12 protein-coding genes are annotated in these 17,750 nt (G+C 65.6%); 3 read left to right on the forward strand and 9 right to left on the reverse strand.

All coding sequences use genetic code 11. The features are described from left to right. Positions 1–31 precede the first annotated feature (31 nt). The gene (locus tag FJV43_RS12565) at positions 32–889 is read left to right on the forward strand and encodes a prephenate dehydratase (protein WP_239627362.1); all 858 of its coding nucleotides are present in this window, start codon (positions 32–34) and stop codon (positions 887–889) included. 90 nt (positions 890–979) lie between these two features. Here FJV43_RS12565 and FJV43_RS12570 read toward each other — a convergent pair whose 3' ends face one another. Next, positions 980–1,996: an LLM class flavin-dependent oxidoreductase gene (locus tag FJV43_RS12570; RefSeq protein WP_239627364.1), complete on the reverse strand. Its 1,017-nt coding sequence runs from the start codon at positions 1,994–1,996 to the stop codon at positions 980–982. Positions 1,997–2,371: 375 nt separating this feature from the next. Between FJV43_RS12570 and metF the strand changes: the two genes are divergently transcribed. Further along, positions 2,372–3,283 carry a methylenetetrahydrofolate reductase [NAD(P)H] gene (gene metF / locus FJV43_RS12575; RefSeq protein WP_239627366.1) on the forward strand — a complete coding sequence of 304 codons (912 nt, stop codon included), beginning with the start codon at positions 2,372–2,374 and terminating at the stop codon, positions 3,281–3,283. Between the two features lie 6 nt (positions 3,284–3,289). Further along, complete coding sequence (gene metH / locus FJV43_RS12580) at positions 3,290–7,144, forward strand: methionine synthase (RefSeq protein ID WP_239627368.1); 3,855 nt, start codon at positions 3,290–3,292, stop codon at positions 7,142–7,144. A gap of 448 nt (positions 7,145–7,592) precedes the next feature. On the opposite strand, the gene FJV43_RS12585 is transcribed toward metH, so the two are convergent. From FJV43_RS12585 to pimA, 8 genes are all read right to left on the reverse strand, one after another. Next, a complete protein-coding gene (locus FJV43_RS12585; RefSeq protein WP_239627370.1) occupies positions 7,593–8,222 on the reverse strand; it encodes a glutathione S-transferase family protein in 630 nt (209 codons plus the stop codon). 249 nt (positions 8,223–8,471) lie between these two features. Then, entirely contained in the window at positions 8,472–9,065 is a 594-nt protein-coding gene (locus FJV43_RS12590; RefSeq protein ID WP_239627371.1) for a GNAT family N-acetyltransferase, read from the reverse strand. Between the two features lie 290 nt (positions 9,066–9,355). Continuing rightward, the gene (gene glpK / locus FJV43_RS12595; RefSeq protein ID WP_239627373.1) at positions 9,356–10,858 is read right to left on the reverse strand and encodes a glycerol kinase GlpK; all 1,503 of its coding nucleotides are present in this window, start codon (positions 10,856–10,858) and stop codon (positions 9,356–9,358) included. Between the two features lie 263 nt (positions 10,859–11,121). Continuing rightward, positions 11,122–11,895, reverse strand: a complete 774-nt coding sequence (locus tag FJV43_RS12600) for a glucose 1-dehydrogenase (protein ID WP_239627375.1) — start codon at positions 11,893–11,895, stop codon at positions 11,122–11,124. A gap of 123 nt (positions 11,896–12,018) precedes the next feature. Continuing rightward, the gene (pimD, locus tag FJV43_RS12605; RefSeq protein WP_239627376.1) at positions 12,019–13,161 is read right to left on the reverse strand and encodes a pimeloyl-CoA dehydrogenase small subunit; all 1,143 of its coding nucleotides are present in this window, start codon (positions 13,159–13,161) and stop codon (positions 12,019–12,021) included. Positions 13,162–13,348: 187 nt separating this feature from the next. After that, on the reverse strand, positions 13,349–14,539 hold the full coding sequence (gene pimC / locus FJV43_RS12610) for a pimeloyl-CoA dehydrogenase large subunit (protein WP_239627378.1): 1,191 nt from the start codon (positions 14,537–14,539) through the stop codon (positions 13,349–13,351). 133 nt (positions 14,540–14,672) lie between these two features. Then, complete coding sequence (locus FJV43_RS12615) at positions 14,673–15,860, reverse strand: acetyl-CoA C-acyltransferase (RefSeq protein ID WP_239627380.1); 1,188 nt, start codon at positions 15,858–15,860, stop codon at positions 14,673–14,675. Then, on the reverse strand, positions 15,857–17,539 hold the full coding sequence (gene pimA / locus FJV43_RS12620; RefSeq protein WP_239627381.1) for a dicarboxylate--CoA ligase PimA: 1,683 nt from the start codon (positions 17,537–17,539) through the stop codon (positions 15,857–15,859). The genes FJV43_RS12615 and pimA overlap by 4 nt, the downstream gene beginning before the upstream one ends. Positions 17,540–17,750 lie beyond the last annotated feature (211 nt).

The following is a 17,750-nucleotide window of genomic DNA, read 5'->3' on the forward strand; positions in this document are numbered from 1 at the left end:
GCTACAAGGCCGGGCAGGAGCACTTCAAGACATGAGCAAGCTGAAGATCGCATTCCAGGGCGAGCCTGGAGCCAATTCCCATATCGCCATCGTCGAGGCCTATCCCGAGGCCGAACCGATGCCCTGCGCCACCTTCGAGGATGCGCTGTCGGCGATCTCGTCGGGCGAAGCCGATCTCGGCATGATCCCGATCGAGAACTCGGTCGCCGGCCGCGTCGCCGACATCCATCATTTGCTGCCGGCGTCGGGCCTCTTCATCATCGGCGAATGGTTCTTGCCGGTCCGGCACCAGCTGATGGCAGTGAAGGGGACCAGGCTCGAAGACATCAAGAGCGTCGAGAGCCATGTCCATGCGCTCGGCCAGTGCCGGCGCATTATCCGCAAGCTGGGCATCAAGCCGATCGTGCACGCCGACACCGCCGGCAGCGCCCGCGACATCTCCGAGCGCAAGGACAAGACCGTGGCCGCGATCGCCTCGCGTCTCGCCGCAAAGATCTACGGCCTCAACATTCTCGCCGAGGACATCGAGGACGAGGCGCACAACACCACGCGCTTCGTGGTGCTGGCACGCGAGCCGAAATGGGCACCCCAAGGCGCGGGCCCGCTGGTCACCACTTTTGTGTTCCGGGTGCGCAATTTGCCGGCCGCGCTCTACAAGGCGCTCGGCGGCTTTGCGACCAACGGCGTCAACATGACCAAGCTCGAGAGCTATATGGTCGACGGCAACTTCTTCGCCACGCAGTTCTATGCCGACGTCGATGGCCACCCTGATGACAAGGGCCTCGCCTTCGCGATCGAGGAGCTGAAATTCTTCTCGCGCGAATTCCGCATCGTCGGCGTGTATCCGGGACATCCGTTCCGCGCGACGTTCAGCGAGACGCAGGAATGATCCTGTCGTTCCGGGACACGCGAAGCGTGAACCCGGAACCTCGAGATTCCGGGTTCGATGCTTCGCATCGTCCCGGAATGACAGCAGTAGCTAAGCCGCCTGCTTCGCCAGCCCGAACGCCTCCGCCAGCAGCGAATACGACTTCTTGCGCGCCTCGTGGTCGTACACGGCGGTGATCACCATCAGCTCGTCCGGCTTGCTGGCGTGGATCAGCGGCTGAAGCTTCTTCTGCACCGTCGCGGGGCTGCCGACGAACAGGCGCGAGCGGTTGCGCAGGATCGAGGTGCGCTCGGCGTCCGTATACGGATAGGCGATCGCCTCCTCGACGCTCGGCAATGGCAGATATTGACCGCGGTCACGGCGCAGCCGGTTGAGATCGAAGGACGAGGCCAGCCTCTCCGCCTCCTCGTCGGTATCAGCCGCAATGACGGCGACCGCGAGAATGGCATGCGGACTCGCACGCCAGGCTGAGGGCTGAAAACGATTGCGGTAATGCACCATCGCATCGATCGCGTCGTGGGTGGCGAAATGATGGGCGAAGGCGAAGCCCATGCCGACTTGTGCGGCCAGTTCCGAGGAATAATCGCTGGAGCCGAGCAGCCAGATCGGCGGCAACCTGGTGTCGTCGGGCATCGCGACGACGTTGTTGTAGGGGTGTCCCGCAGGGAATTCGCGGGTCTCCCACAGAATCAGCTCGTGCAGGCGCTCCAGGAAATCGTCGCCCTCGCGCCGGTCGAGCCGGCTGCGCAGCGCGTAGGCCGTCGCACCATCGGTGCCCGGTGCGCGGCCGAGACCGAGATCGATCCGGCCGGGAAACAGCGCCTCCAGCATCTTGAAGCGCTCGGCCACCATCAGCGGCGCGTGGTTGGGCAGCATCACGCCGCCGGAGCCGACGCGGAGGTGCTTCGTCACCGCTGCGATCTGCCCGATCATGACGTCGGGCGCGGGACTCGCGACGGAAGCGAGGTTGTGATGCTCGGCGAGCCAGTAGCGGAGATAGCCGAGCCCGTCGACATGGCGCGCCAGATCGATGCTGTTGCGCAGCGCCGCGGCGGGCTTGGTGCCTGTCGTAACGACAGAGAGGTCGAGGACTGAGAGCGGGATCATGGCGCATTACCCTAACGAAGGACCGCGCGGCGGCAACGGCGGGCCGCGCAGGTCAGAGAGTACGGAGGGGCGGGTCGTCGGGGACGATGCTGGTTGGGACAAACTACCTTCATAACATGATGATTTGATCATGCCCACCAACTCGATTAATGTCTTAAAGGCGCTTGAATCCAATAAGTTTGTTATAATACAATATATTACCCCAATTCATCCGCCTTCCCACTGAAAAGCCATTCAGCGTCAAATTTCACAGTATCCATGCGCTGGTGGGCTATTTCCCATCTTCGATGGGCTGTCGGCCAAACTGCCTTTGCCTTATCTTAGGCCCTCCCAAGCTAGACCCCACGGCCGGTGGGAATTGGAGTGAGTGGTGCCATGACTGACGTGACGACGCCTGCGACGGCCGACGGGCACCTGAAGCGGCCTGCGATCTCGTTCGAGTTCTTTCCGCCCAAGACCGAGGAGATGGAGCGCAATCTCTGGGACACCATCAAGCGGCTCGCCCCGCTCGAGCCGAAATTCGTCTCGGTGACCTATGGCGCCGGCGGCTCGACCCGCGAGCGCACCCATTCCACCATCGCCCGCATCCTCAAGGAGACCGCGCTGCTGCCCGCCGCGCATCTGACCTGCGTCGGCGCCTCGCGCGGCGAGATCGACGAGATCGTCGACCGCTATCACGATGTCGGCGTCCGCCACATCGTGGCCTTGCGCGGCGATCCCGTCGGCGGCATCGGCACGCCCTATTCGAGCCATCCCGACGGCTACCAGAGCTCGGCCGACCTCGTCGCGGGAATCAAGAAGCGGCACGCCGACATCGAAGTGAGTGTGTCGGCCTATCCCGAGAAGCACCCCGAGGCGCGCGACTTCGACGCCGACATCGACACGCTCAAGGCCAAGGTCGATGCGGGTGCGACGCGCGCGATCACCCAGGTGTTCTTCGACAACGACCTCTACTTCCGCTATCGCGACCGCGTCCGCGCCCGCGGCATCGACATCCCGATCGTGCCGGGCATCATGCCCATGCACAATTTCAAGCAGGCGCGCAATTTCGTCACCCGCGCCGGCACCACCGTGCCGGACTGGTTCGCCGCGAAATTCGACGGCCTCGATGACGATGCCGAGACACGCAAGCTGGTGGCCGCGACCGTCGCGGCCGGCCAGGTGCAGAAGCTCGCCAAGCACGGCGTCGACACCTTCCATTTCTACACCATGAACCGCGCCGATCTCGTGTTCGCGATCAGCCATTTGCTCGGCATCCGGGCCAAGAGCGTCCAGAAGGCTGCGTGAGAGAAAATGACCGTCCCCGTTTCCGCCAAGCGAACCGCCCTGCTCAACGCCGCGCGCGAACGCATTCTCGTGCTCGACGGCGCCATGGGCACGATGATCCAGAATCTGCAGCTCGACGAGAAAGCCTTCCGCGGCGAGCGCTTCAGGAACTTTCATCGCGACCTGCGCGGTAACAACGACCTCTTGATCCTGACCCAGCCGCAGGCGATCGAGGACATCCACGCCGCCTACTTGCGCGCCGGCGCCGACATCGTCGCGACCAACACTTTCTCCACGACCTCGATCGCGCAGGCCGATTACGACCTCACCGACATCGTCTACGAGATGGCGCGCGAAGGCGCCCGCCTCGCCGGCAATGCCGCACGGCGCGTCGCGGCGGAAGACGGCAAGCCGCGCTTCGTCGCCGGCGCCATCGGCCCGACAAACCGTACCGCCTCGATCTCGCCCGACGTTTCCAATCCCGGCTACCGCGCCGTCACCTTCGACGACCTGCGCAAATCCTACGGCGAGCAGATCCGCGGGCTGATCGACGGCGGCGTCGATCTGCTGCTGGTCGAGACCATCTTCGACACCCTCAACGCCAAGGCGGCGCTCTATGCGATCGCCGAGATCACCGAAGAACTCGGCATCGACGTGCCCGTGATGGTGTCGGGCACCATCACCGACAAGTCCGGCCGCCTGCTCTCGGGCCAGATGCCGGAGGCGTTCTGGAATTCGGTGCGGCACGCAAAGCCCATCACCATCGGCTTCAACTGCGCGCTCGGCGCCGAGGACCTGCGCGCGCATATCGCCGACATCGGCCGCGTCGCCGACACGCTGGTGTGCGCCTACCCCAATGCCGGCCTGCCCAACGAGTTCGGCCAGTATGACGAGACGCCCGAGTACATGGCCCGCCTGATCGGCGAGTTTGCCCGCGACGGCCTCGTCAACATCGTCGGCGGCTGCTGCGGCACCACGCCGGACCATATCGCGGCGATCGCCGCCGCGGTCGCCCCGCACAAGCCGCGCACCGTGCCGGTGATCGAGCCGCGCTTAAGGCTCTCCGGCCTCGAGCCGTTCGTGCTGACGGATGCCATCCCGTTCGTGAATGTCGGCGAGCGTACCAACGTCACGGGTTCCGCCCGCTTCCGCAAGCTGATCACCGCCGGCGACTACACCGCCGCGCTGCAGGTCGCGCGCGACCAGGTCGAGAACGGCGCACAGATCATCGACGTCAACATGGACGAGGGCCTGCTCGACTCCGAAGCTGCGATGGTGACCTTCCTCAACCTCGTCGCCGCCGAGCCCGACATCGCGCGCGTCCCCGTCATGGTCGACTCCTCGAAATTCTCGGTGATCGAGGCCGGCCTGAAATGCGTGCAGGGCAAGCCGGTCGTCAACTCGATCTCGATGAAGGAAGGCGAGGAGAAGTTCATCCTTGAGGCCAAGATCGCGCGCCGCCACGGCGCGGCGGTGGTGGTGATGGCGTTCGACGAGGCCGGCCAGGCCGACACGTTCGCGCGCAAGACCGAGATCTGCAAGCGCGCCTACGACATCCTGGTGAGCCGCGTCGGCTTACCGCCCGAGGACATCATCTTCGATCCGAACATCTTCGCGATCGCGACCGGCATCGAGGAGCACAACAATTACGGCGTCGACTTCATCGAGGCGACGCGCTGGATCCGGCAGAACCTGCCGGGCGCACATATCTCGGGCGGCGTCTCCAACCTGTCGTTCTCTTTCCGCGGCAACGAGCCGGTGCGCGAGGCCATGCACTCGGTGTTCCTGTATCACGCCATCAAGGCCGGCATGGACATGGGCATCGTCAATGCCGGACAGATGATCGTCTATGACGACATCGATCCGGAGCTGCGCCAGACCTGCGAGGACGTCGTCCTCAACCGCGATCCCGGCGCGTCCGAACGCCTCTTGGCGCTCGCGGAGAAATTCCGCGGCAAGAAGACGGAGAGCAAGGAAGCCGATCTCGCCTGGCGCGAATGGCCGGTGGAAAAGCGGCTGTCGCATTCGCTGGTGCACGGCATCACCGAATTCATCGAGCAGGACACTGAAGAAGCCCGCAAGAAGTCCTCGCGTCCGCTCGACGTGATCGAGGGACCGCTGATGGCGGGCATGAACGTGGTCGGCGACCTCTTCGGCGACGGCAAGATGTTCCTGCCGCAGGTGGTGAAGTCCGCGCGCGTCATGAAGCAGGCGGTTGCCTACCTCATGCCGTTCATGGAGGAAGAGAAGGCGCGCAACCTCGCAAACGGCATCGGCACGGAAGGCTCCTCGTCCGCCGGCAAGATCGTGCTCGCGACGGTGAAGGGCGACGTCCACGACATCGGCAAGAACATTGTCGGCATCGTGCTCCAGTGCAACAATTTCGAGGTCATCGATCTCGGCGTGATGGTGCCGGCCGCCAAGATCGTCGAGACGGTGAAGGCGGAGAAGGCCGACATCGTCGGGCTATCAGGCCTGATCACACCCTCGCTCGACGAGATGGCGTTCTTCGCCAGCGAATTGCAGCGCGAAGGCCTGAAGCTGCCGCTCCTGATCGGCGGCGCCACGACGAGCCGCGTGCACACCGCCGTCAAGATCGACCCGAGCTATCGCGCCGGTCCCGTCGTGCACGTCAACGACGCCAGCCGCGCGGTCGGCGTCGCGTCCTCACTGCTCTCGCCCGAGAAGCGTGTGGCATACGCCGCCGAGGTGCGGGCCGAATACGCCAGGATCTCGGAAGCGCATCTGCGGGCGCAGGCGGACAAGAAGCGCCTGAAGCTGACTGACGCCCGCGCCAACCGCGTGCCGGTCGACTTTGCCAGGAGCAAGCCGGTGAAGCCGACCTTCCTCGGCATCCGCAGCTTCGACGAATACGATCTCGCCGAGCTCGTGCCTTACATCGACTGGACGCCGTTCTTCCAGACCTGGGAACTCGCCGGGCGCTTCCCCGCCATCCTCGACGACGCCAAGGTCGGCGAGGTCGCGCGCTCGCTCTATGATGACGCGCGCAAGATGCTCGACACCATCGTGAAGGAGAAGTGGTTCCGGGCCCGCGCGACGATCGGCTTCTGGCCGGCGAATGCGCAAGGCGACGACATCGTGCTCTATGCCGACGAGAGCCGGACCAAGCCAATCGCGACGCTGCACACGCTGCGCCAGCAGCTCGAGAAGCGCGAGGGCCGCTTCAACGCGGCGCTCGCCGACTTCATCGCGCCCGCCGGCGTGCCCGACTACATCGGCGGCTTCGTGGTCACCGCCGGCATCGGCGAGGACGCGGTTGCCGACCGCTTCAAGATGGCCAACGACGACTACTCCTCGATCCTGTGCAAGGCGCTGGCCGACCGCCTCGCCGAGGCGTTCGCGGAAGCCATGCATGCACGTGTGCGCCGCGAGTTCTGGGCTTACGCACCGGACGAGGCGCTCTCCAGCGAGGAGCTGATCCTGGAGAAGTATCAGGGCATTCGCCCGGCGCCCGGCTATCCCGCCCAGCCCGATCACACCGAGAAGGCGACGCTGTTCGAATTGCTCGATGCCGAGAACACGGCCGGCGTGAAGCTGACCGAGAGCTTTGCGATGTGGCCGGGCTCCTCCGTATCAGGGCTCTATTTCGCGAACCCCGAGAGCTATTATTTCGGCGTCGGCAAGATCGAGCGCGACCAGGTCGAGGACTACGCGGCACGCAAGGGCATGACGGTGGCGGAGACCGAACGCTGGCTCGCGCCGGTGCTGAACTACATCCCGTCGCAGCAGAGCGCGAGCGACAAGACTTTTGCGGCGACGCCCGCGAATGACGAGGCCCCCAAGGACATCGCCTCGCACCCGCCGGGCTGCACCTGCGCGGTGCATCTGGTCTGGCAGAAGAAGCGCGCCGGGGCGGGCTAGCGCGCTTCCAAACAAAAACTGCGAAAACAACCCTATGCACAGTAGCGATGGGGTTGAAAAGCCTGAGCAATTTCGGTCTAGCCGAAAGCGACTTGCGGCGTCGGGCAAAACAGCGGTAATATTCCATCGTCGGCTGCTGTGGCAGTTGCACGCTCCAGCCCGTATTGATTGCCTTCGCCTGTAGCCCGCATGAGCGAAGCGAGATGAGGGACCGGTCTATCGCATTCGAGAGCTTCTCCCTGCGACCATCCTTCGAGACGCCGCGCGAAGGGCGCGGCTCCTCGGGATGAGGACGGAGTGTGCGGCAGCAGTTTCAACGGGCACTGACGCCACTTAGCCTCATCCTGAGGAGGCGCGTAAGCGCCGTCTCGAAGGACGAGGCGCACGCTCAGGCCCTGCCAAGAACTCATATGCGATAACCCTGCCCTCCAGGGGAGAGAAGGAAGCCCTACCCCTTCGGCGGCGCCAGCGGCTGCACGATCTCCTTGAACGGGGCCAGTGCCTCGCAGCGCTCGGCATGGGCGCTCAGTGCCGGATAGCGTGACGCGTCGAACAACTGGGGATGCGCTTCGCGGGTGAAGCGAACGACGCAGGCCACCGCGACGTCGGCATGGCCGATGCGGTCGCCTAGCCAGTACGGCGTCGTCACCTTGGCGCGCTCGGCCTCGAGCACCTTCAGCACGTCGCCGATCTGCGCCTGGCAGCGCTCGACCCAGAGCGCGAGCTGCTCCTTCCGCAGCACGCGCTCGTAGAGCAGGCTCACCGCCTTGTCGCCGAGGCCGGAGGCGAGCGCGCAGATGCGCAGATGCCTGCGCCGCTCAGCGCCGCCGCGCGGCAGCATCGCCTTTGCCTCGCCGACGAGTTCGTCGAGACAATCCAGGATGATGGTGCTCTCGATCAACGCCTCGCCATCGTCGAGCACCAGCGTCGGCACGCGGCGCAGCGGATTGTACGGCGCGATCTTGTCGGCATCGCCGAAGGTCGACCACGGCCTGTGCTCGAAGGCGAGCCCGTAGAGCCGGAGCGCAATCGCGACGCGGCGGACGAAGGGGGAATCATATTGGCCGATCAGGAACATGGTTCTCGCTCTTGTCAGTCTTTGAACACGGCAGGGCCGCTCAGTTCATCGTCAATGCGAAGGTGCCGCAACAACTATCTTGGAACAAGAGCATTGCGCACGACGCAACAAAGCGGGATCAATGGACAACCGGCCGGGGCTCTCGTGAGCGCTTCCCCCGGATATCGCTGCTCTCATCCGAGCTACAGCCTGCTGGATTGCTTCGTCGCAAGTGCTCCTCGCAATAACGGTGGGGACGCAGCCGTGCACTTACTCGATGATCGGCACATGCCTTGCCGCATCGCGCGGCGCCGTGCCGTCGAGGCGCGGATCGTCGGCGATCTCGATCTGGCGGCGGAAGGGGCGGAAGCCGGAGCGCTGATAGAACGCAACGGCCGATGGATGGTCGAGCGTGCAGGTGTGGACCCAGACGCGGCCGACGTCGCGTGACCACGCCATCTCCAGCGCGCGGTTCATCAGGAAGCGGGCGGCTCCGGTGCCGATCAAGGGTGCGGTGACGCCGAAATAGGTCAGCTCGCACTGGCCGGGCTCGCGGAAATCCAGCTCCAGCAGGCCTTCGTCGCTTCCGTCCGCGACCAGCGCGTAGACCTCGACATCAAGCGCGTGGAGGATCGCGGCAAGCTCGGTGTCGGTCATGCGTGGTCGCGAGAACCACAGCCAATCCTCGCCGACGCGACGGAAGAGATCGCGGTACCAAGGAAGCGCGGGGGCTTCGACCTTGCGCAGGGTCCAGCTGCCGGGCGGATCGGCGCGGCGCGCGGGAGGTGCAGTCATCTCCAGATGCGTGACGACCGCGGCGATCTTGCCGGCGGGGACGTCGGAGTAGCCGTCGGGGAGGATCATGAGATGTTGGTCCTTGCTACCAGAACTACCTTGTTCGGCTCACCCGTTCGCGCAGGGCTATCGCATTTCTTCGTATGCGATAGCTGTACCCCCGCTTGCGGGAGAGGCCGACACGCAGGGCGATGCGGGGCACTATCCCCGACGCGGCGAGCGAAAACTCTCTCCGCGCGGGGAGCCCTCCGTAATATTCAATCCCGCCGCGGAGACACCCCCACCCCAGCCCTCCCCCGCAAGCGGGAGAGGGAGCCCAACGTTCGTGCTCACCTCACGCGACGGTGGCCGTTTGCTTGTCACTCCCCCTCGTCGCTCGCGAGCACGCCCTTCACCGCCCGCGCCCAGCCGGCGAGCTTCCGCTCTCTTGTCGCCTGGCTCATGTTCGGCTTGAAGCGGTGCTCCAATCGCCAATTGTCGGCGAACCTGGTCGGCTCGGGATAGACGCTCGCCTGGAGGCCGGCGAGATAGGCGGCGCCCAGCGCCGTGGTTTCCTGGATCACGGGGCGATCGACCGGCGCGTCCAGGAGATCGGCGAGGCGCTGCATGGTCCAGTCGGATGCGGTCATGCCGCCGTCGACGCGGAGCACGACGCTTGCGGTTTCCGAGCTCGGCCAGTCCGCGCGCATCGCGGCCCAGAGGTCGTAGGTCTGGTAGCAGACGCTTTCCAGCGCGGCGTGGGCAAGCTCGGCCGGGCCGGTGTTGCGGGTGAGGCCGAACAGCGCGCCGCGCACCCTGGGATTCCAGTAGGGCGCGCCCATGCCGACGAAGGCTGGGACGAGATAGACGCTCTGCATGGAGTCCGACTGATCGGCGAGCGGACCGGTCTCGGCGGCATGCTTGATGATGCCGAGGCCGTCGCGCAGCCATTGCACCGCCGAGCCTGCGACGAAGATGGAGCCTTCGAGCGCATATGTGCGTTTGCCGTCGAGCTGGTAGGCGACGGTGGTGAGCAGCTTGTTCTTGGAGACGACCGGCGTGGTGCCGGTGTTGAGCAGCGCGAAGCAGCCGGTGCCGTAGGTGGACTTCATCATGCCCGGGCGGAAGCAGGCCTGACCGATGGTGGCGGCCTGCTGGTCGCCGGCAATTCCCGAGATTGCGATCGCGCCGCCGAACAGATCCGGCGTGCTCTCGCCGAAGCGGGCGGAGGAATCCTTCACCTCGGGCAGCATCGAGCGCGGCACGCCGATGATCTCCAGCAACTCGTCGTCCCACTGGCCGGTGTGGATGTTGAACAGCAGCGTGCGCGAGGCATTGGTGGCGTCGGTGGCGTGCACCTTGCCGCCGGTGAGGCGCCAGAGCAGGTAGCAATCGACGGTGCCGAACATCAGCTCGCCGCGCGCGGCGCGCGCCCGCGCACCGGGAACGTGGTCCAGGATCCAGGCGACCTTGGTGCCGGAGAAATAGGGATCGATGATCAGGCCGGTCTTCCTGGAGATCACCGGCTCGCGGCCCTCTGCCTTGAGTTTCGCGCAGATGTCGGCGGTGCGGCGGTCCTGCCAGACGATGGCGCGGTGCACGGCCTGGCCGGTGGCGCGGTCCCACACCACCGTGGTCTCGCGCTGGTTGGTGATGCCGATCGCGGCAATATCCTTGGCGGTGATGCCGGCCTGCTCGATCGCCTCGCGGCAGACCATCACGGTCGAGGTCCAGATGTCCTCCGGCTCGTGCTCGACCCAGCCCGAGGCCGGAAAGTGCTGCGGGAATTCCTGCTGCGCCTTGGCCGCGATGGAAATATCGCCGCGAAACACGATCGCGCGCGAGGAGGTGGTGCCCTGGTCGATGGCGAGGACGAAAGACATGGCGGCTTACCCTGGCGTTTTCCCCTGGAAGGGGATCATTGTCGGGCCAAAGGGAGCGGATTGGAGGCGGAAGGTCAAGATTGGATGCGGTGCCCGCGGCACCTCCCTTCTCCCCTTGTGGGAGAAGGTGGCGCGAAGCGCCGGATGAGGGGTTCTATCCGCGAAGAGTATTGCGAGTGGGGGTGCGGGCGGAGAGAGACCCCTCACCCGTCTCGCCGCTACGCGGCGATCCACCCTCTCCCACAAGGGGAGAGGGAAGAGGCCTACACCGCGGCCGTCGTGACGCCGCCGTCGATGACGATGGTCTGGCCTGTCATGAAGCTCGATGCGTCGGAGGCGAGGTAGGCGACCGCGCCGGCGATTTCGTCGGGCTCGCCGATGCGGCGAAGCGGCGTGGTGGCGGTGCGGCGCTTCAGCATGGCTTCGTCTTCCCACAGCGCACGGGCGAAATCGGTCTTGACGAGGCCGGGCGCGATGCAGTTGACGCGGACGCCTTTCGGGCCCCATTCGCCCGCGAGCGAACGGCACAGCGCGAAGTCGGCGGCTTTCGAGATGCCGTAGGCGCCGATCACGGTGGAGCCGCGCAAGCCCCCGATCGAGGAGATGATGACGACGGAGCCATTGCCGCGCTCCGCCATCTGCGGAATCGCGAGCGCGGAGAGCCAGATGTTGCTCTTGACGTTCGAGCCCATGATCTTGTCGAAGGCTTCATCCGGGATGTCGAGCAGCGGGCCGTAATACGGGTTCACTGCGGCGTTGCAGACGAGGACGTCGATCTTGCCGTAATGCTTCGTGGCACCCGCGATCAGCGCCTCGACTTCGTTCTTGCGCGCGATGTTGCAGGGAATGACGGTTGCCTCGCCACCGGACGCGTTGATGCCGTCGGCGACTTCCTTGCAGGCCTCGGCCTTGCGCGAGGATACCACCACCCTGGCGCCCAGCTTCGCCAAGAGCTCGGCGGAGGAGCGGCCGATGCCGCGGCTGGAGCCGGTGACCACGGCGACCTTGCCGGTGAGATCGAACGGGGTGTTTTTCATTTTTGGTGCCTCGATGCTTCAACGACCTCCGTCATTGCGAGGAGCGAAGCGACGAAGCAATCCAGAGATGTCCCAGCGGAAAGTCCCTGGATTGCTTCGCTTCGCTCGCAATGACGGCAAGCGTCAGATCAACCCGCCCGCATCGGCGACACGGCGCTGGTGGTAGTCGGTATCACCGAACGTGTTCTCGATCATGGTGAGGCGCTTGAAGTAGTGGCCGATCCTGGCCTCCATCGTCATGCCGATGCCGCCGTGGAGTTGGATCGACTGCTGGCCGACGAATTTCAGCGACTTGCCGATCTGCACCTTGGCCGCGGCGATCGCGTTCGCGCGCTCCTTGGCGTCCTCGAAATCACCGGCCATGGTCGCGAACATCGACATCGAGCGCGCCTGTTCGGCGGCGACGAACATGTCGGAGGCGCGATGCTGGAGCGACTGGAACGAGCCGATCGCGACGCCGAACTGCTTGCGCGTCTTGATGTACTCGACCGTGGTCTTGAGCGACTCGTCCATCAGGCCGACCGCCTCGGCGCAGAGCGCAACGCGGGCCTCGTCCACCACCCGCTCGATCAGCGCGAGGGAATCCTCGGGATTGCCGATCACGGCGTCCGGGCCGACCTCGACACCGGTGAAGGTGATGTCGGCGGCGTGCAGGCCGTCCTGGGTCGGATAGCCCTTCCTGGCGACGCCCTTGGCATTCGCGGGCACCAGGAACACGCCGATGCCGCTTTTGTCACGGCGATCGCCCTTGGTGCGCGCGGTGACGATCAACGTGTCGGCGCTCTCGCCGTTGAGCACGACGAACTTCTCGCCGTCGATGACGTAGGCATCGCCCTTCCTCTTCGCGGTCGTCGAGACGTCGAAGAGATCGTAGCGCGAGTTCTTCTCGAGCTGGGCGAAGGCGAGCGTCTCGCTGCCGTCGATGATCGAAGGCACGTGAGCAGCCTTCTGCGCATCGGTGCCGGCATGGCGCAGGAAGCCGCCGCCGATCACCACGGTCGCCAGATACGGCTCGAGCACCAGCGCCTTGCCGAGCGCTTCCATCACGATCATGGTCTCGACGCCGCCGCCGCCGAAGCCGCCGTCGGCCTCTGCGAAGGGCAAGCCGAGCAGGCCTTGCTCGGCGAGCTTGAGCCAGACCGTTTTGCTCCAGCCGCCCTTCTCCGCCATGTACTTCTTGCGCTGCTCGAAATCGTAGGAATCGGTCAGCAGGCCGTCGACGCTTTCCTTGAGAAGCCGCTGCTCCTCGTTCAGATCAAAATCCATGTCTCTCTCCAAATCGGCGGGAATTGCCCTGCCGTCGCCTCACCCTCAGATGTCATCCCCGCCTTGTGCGCAATTGCGCACCGGGGCGGGGATCCAGTAAACGCAGGCGCTGGCGGGACTCACGATCGCCGCGGCGTACTGGGTCCCCCGCCTTCGCGGGGGACGACAGCGTTCTGTATTCAATCAATCACAGCCCCAGCACCGCCTTGGCGATGATGTTGCGCTGGATCTCGTTGGAGCCGCCGTAGATCGAGACCTTGCGGTTGTTGAAGTAGCTCGGCGCGATCTGGGCGGTCCAGTCCATGGCTTCGTTCGAGCCGTCATCGCCGTGCACGTCGTAGGGCGCGGCGAACGGGCCGATCACTTCCATGAGCAGCTCGGTGGTGGTCTGCTGGATCTCGGAGCCCTTGATCTTCAGCACCGAGGAGGCCGGATTGGGCTTGCCCTTGCCGTGCTTGCCCTCGTCGGCGACGACACGGAGCTGGGTCAGCTCGAGCGCCTTCAGCTCGATCTCGCACGCCGCCAGCTTCTCGCGGAACGCGGCGTCCTGGATGATCGGCTTGCCGCCGGATTCGACCTTGCCGGCGAGATCGCGGATACGGCGCAGTCGCTCCTTGGAGACGCCGACGCGCGCGATGCCGGTGCGTTCGTTGCCGAGCAGGAACTTGGCGTAGTCCCAGCCCTTGTTCTCCTCGCCGATCAGATTTTCAATGGGCACCTCGACGTCGTCGAAGAACACCTCGTTGACCTCGGCACCGCCGTCGATGGTCTGGATCGGGCGCACGGTGACGCCCTTCGACTTCATCGAGAACACGATGAAGGAGATGCCCATCTGCTTCTTGGCGTTGTTGTCGGTGCGGCAGAGGCAGAAGATCATGTCGGCGTGCTGGGCGAGCGTGGTCCAGGTCTTCTGGCCGTTGATGATCCACTTGTCGCCCTTGCGCTCGGCCTTGGTCTTCAGCGAGGCGAGGTCGGAGCCGGAGCCGGGCTCGGAGAAGCCCTGGCACCACCAATCGTCGACATTGGCGATGCGCGGCAGGTACTTCTTCTTCTGCTCCTCGTTGCCGAAGGTGTAGATGACCGGACCGACCATGCTGACGCCGAAGGCGAGCGGCTGCGGCGCGGGATGCGCCTGCAGCTCCTCATTGAAGATATAATGCTGCACGGGCGTCCACCCGGTGCCGCCATATTCCTTCGGCCAGTGGCTGACGCCCCAGCCCTTCTTGTTGAGGATGCGCCACCACGTCACCATCTCGTCCTTCGAGAGATGACGGCCCTCGACCATCTTGCGCCGCGTATCCGGCGGCACGTTGTCGCGGAAGAACTGCCGCACTTCCTCGCGAAACGCCTGCTCTTCCCTAGTGAATGCGAGATCCATCGGATCCTCCTGTGAACGTTGTTCCCTATTCGTCATTCCGGGGCGCGCGAAGCGCGAACCCGGAATCCAGAAGTTTTGGCTCGAGGTTCCGGGTTCATTCGCTTGCGCGAATGCCCCGGAACGACGGACCCCGTTACTGCAGCACCTCGAACAACCCCGCCGCGCCCATGCCGCCGCCGACGCACATGGTGACGACCGCGTACTTGGCCTTGCGGCGGCGGCCTTCGATCAGGGCGTGGCCGGTCAGGCGCGCGCCGGACATGCCGTAGGGATGGCCGACTGCGATCGCGCCGCCGTCGACGTTGATCTTGTCGGGGTCGATGCCGAGCTTGTCGCGGCAATACAGCACCTGCACGGCGAAGGCCTCGTTGAGCTCCCACAGGCCGATGTCGTCGACGGTGAGGCCGTGGCGCTTCAGGAGGCGCGGCACGGCGAAGACCGGGCCGATGCCCATCTCGTCCGGCTCGCAGCCGGCGGAGACGAAGCCGCGGAAGATGCCGAGCGGTTTGAGGCCGCGCTTGGAAGCTTCCTTGTCGCTCATGATCACGCAGGCGCTGGCGCCGTCGGAGAGCTGGCTGGCGTTGCCGGCGGTGATGCTGAAGCCGTCGCCGCGCACGGGCTTCAGGCCGGCGAGGCCTTCGGCGGTGGTCTCGGGGCGCGGACCCTCGTCCTGCGACAGCGTGACCTCCTTCATCGAGACGGCGCCGGTCGCCTTGTCGGTGACCGCCATCTGCGTGGTGATCGGGGCGATCTCGTCCTTGAACTTGCCGCCCTGTTGTGCGGCCGCGGTGCGGCGCTGGCTCTCCAGCGAATATTCGTCCTGGCGTTCGCGCGAGATGCCGTAGCGCTTGGCGACGACTTCCGCGGTGTCGATCATGGGCATGTAGACCTCGCCCTTGATCTTGAGCAGCGCGGGGTCCTGGGCGTGGAAGCCGTTCATCTTGTCGTTCTGCACCAGCGAGATCGACTCGCCGCCGCCGCCAACCGCGATCTCGACGCCGTCGAAGAGCACCGAACGCGCGGCCAGCGCGATGGCCTGAAGACCGGAGGCGCATTGCCGGTCGATGGTGGTGCCGGCGACGGTGACGGGAAGGCCGGCGCGCAGCAGCGCCTTGCGCGCGATGTTGCCGCCGGTCGCGCCCTGCTGGAGGGCGGCGCCCATCACGACGTCCTCGATCTCCTTCGGATCGATCTTGGCGCGCGCGACGGCCTCGCCGATGGCGTGGCCGAGCAGGGTTGCGCCCTCGGTGGCATTGAGCGCGCCGCGATAGGCCTTGCCGATCGGGGTGCGGGCGGTGGAAACGATGACGGCGTCGGTCAAGAACGGACTCCTGATGCGGTTCTGGTGGATTGTGACGGTTTCTGCTGCTGGCGCAATTCGTGGCGCGACAATTTTCCGACCGGCGTGCGCGGCAGATCGTCGACGAACTCGACCGCGGCCGGCAGTTCGTGCTTGCCGAGCTTGCCGTTGAGCTGCGCGCGCAGCTCGTCGAGCGAGAACGGCTTTGCGCCGGGCTTCAGCTTGATGAAGGCCTTTGCGGCCTCGCCGCGGTACTGGTCGGGGATGCCGAGCACGATCACCTCGTGCACGCCTGATATGGTGTAGATCGCCTGCTCGATCATCTGCGGATAGACGTTGAAGCCGCCGGAGATGATCATGTCCTTCTTGCGGTCGACCAGGAAGAAATAGCCGTCGGTGTCGACATAGCCGATGTCGCCGGTGAGGAAGCGGCCGTCGACGAAGGCATCCGTGGATCCTTCCGGCCTGTTCCAGTAGCCGCCAGTGACGTTCGGGCCCTTGATGCGGATCTCGCCGACTTCGCCTGGCGGCAGCACCTTTGTCGGATCGTCGAGCGCAACGACGTCGAGCTCGATGCCGGGCAGCATCAGGCCGATCGAGCCCGGCTTCTCGGGACCGTCAGGCGGATGGCCGGTGCCGGGCGAGCAGGTCTCGGTCATGCCCCAGCCGCTGCGCAGCTTCTTGCCGACCTTGCGCTCGAAGAAATTCGCGATCTCGACCGGCAGCGGCGCGCCGCCGGAGCCGATGGTGGCAAGCGAGGAGAAGTCGCGCTTGTCGAGGTCCGGGAGCGCGGCGATCGCGATCCACATCGTCGGCACGCCCGGAAAGTAGGTCGCGCGCTTGACCTCGATGTCGCGCATCACCGCTTCGACGTCGAAGCGCTGGTGCAGCGAGATCAGATTGCCGCGGCTGAGCGAGGACAACAGCACCACGGTGAGCGCGTAGATGTGGAACAGCGGCAGCACGCAGATCACGCGCTCGATCGTCTCGCCACGCGCCGCGCGCGACGGCTTGCCCCAGACGTCGTAGATCGACACCGCCGCGGTGAGATTGCCGTGCGTCAGCATGGCGCCCTTGGGCAGGCCGGTGGTGCCGCCGGTATATTGCAGCAGCGCGACGTCGTCTGCGGTCACTGTCGGCCATTGCGCCGGCACGGCGGCGCCCTCGACGAAGGTCTTGAAGGTGACGATGCGGGGATCGTCGGGGATCGCCGCCTGCGGCGTGCCGACCTTGCCCCAATGATCGTCCTCGCAGACGACCAGGCGGTCGATCAGCCCCTTCTCCAGGAATTTCAGCGCGGTCGGCAGCAAGGCCTGGAGGTTCGAGGTGACGAGCAGGCGAGAGCCGGAGTCCGAGACCTTGTGCGTCAGCGCGATCTCGCCGTCGAGCGGGGACAGATGGGCTACGCGGGCGCCCGCCTTCAGCGCGCCGAAGAAATTGACGGGATGGTCCGGCGTGTTGCCGAGGAACAGCGCGACGGAAGAGTTCCTGCCGCAGCCGGCGCGCAGGAACGCCGCTGCCGCGCGCTCGGCCTGTGCTGCGAGCCCGGCGTAGGTGATCGGACGGTCCCGGAACTCGAGCGCGGTGCGCGGGCCGTACTCAGCGGCGGCTTTCGTCAGGAGATCCGGGAGCGTGCCCTGAACGATGGTGTCGTCCCACCGCACGCCCTCGGGGTAAAACTGTTCGCCGGGATGGGTCATAGGCGATCGAGACTCTGCAAAGCGATAATGGCCGGGTCGCGTGAGGCGGGCACCGGCGGACGGGCTCCCCTCCCCCTTGCGGGGAGGGGTTGGGGAAGGGGGTAGCCACAAACGCTGACCTCGCCCGGGGCTACCCCCCTCCCTGCCCCTCCCCCGCAAGGGGGGAGGGAACGGAGAGAGCGTCGCCCGGAACGACTGATCGTAGCCACCG

This window comes from Bradyrhizobium sp. I71, assembly GCF_022354745.1.
GTDB lineage: Bacteria > Pseudomonadota > Alphaproteobacteria > Rhizobiales > Xanthobacteraceae > Bradyrhizobium > Bradyrhizobium liaoningense.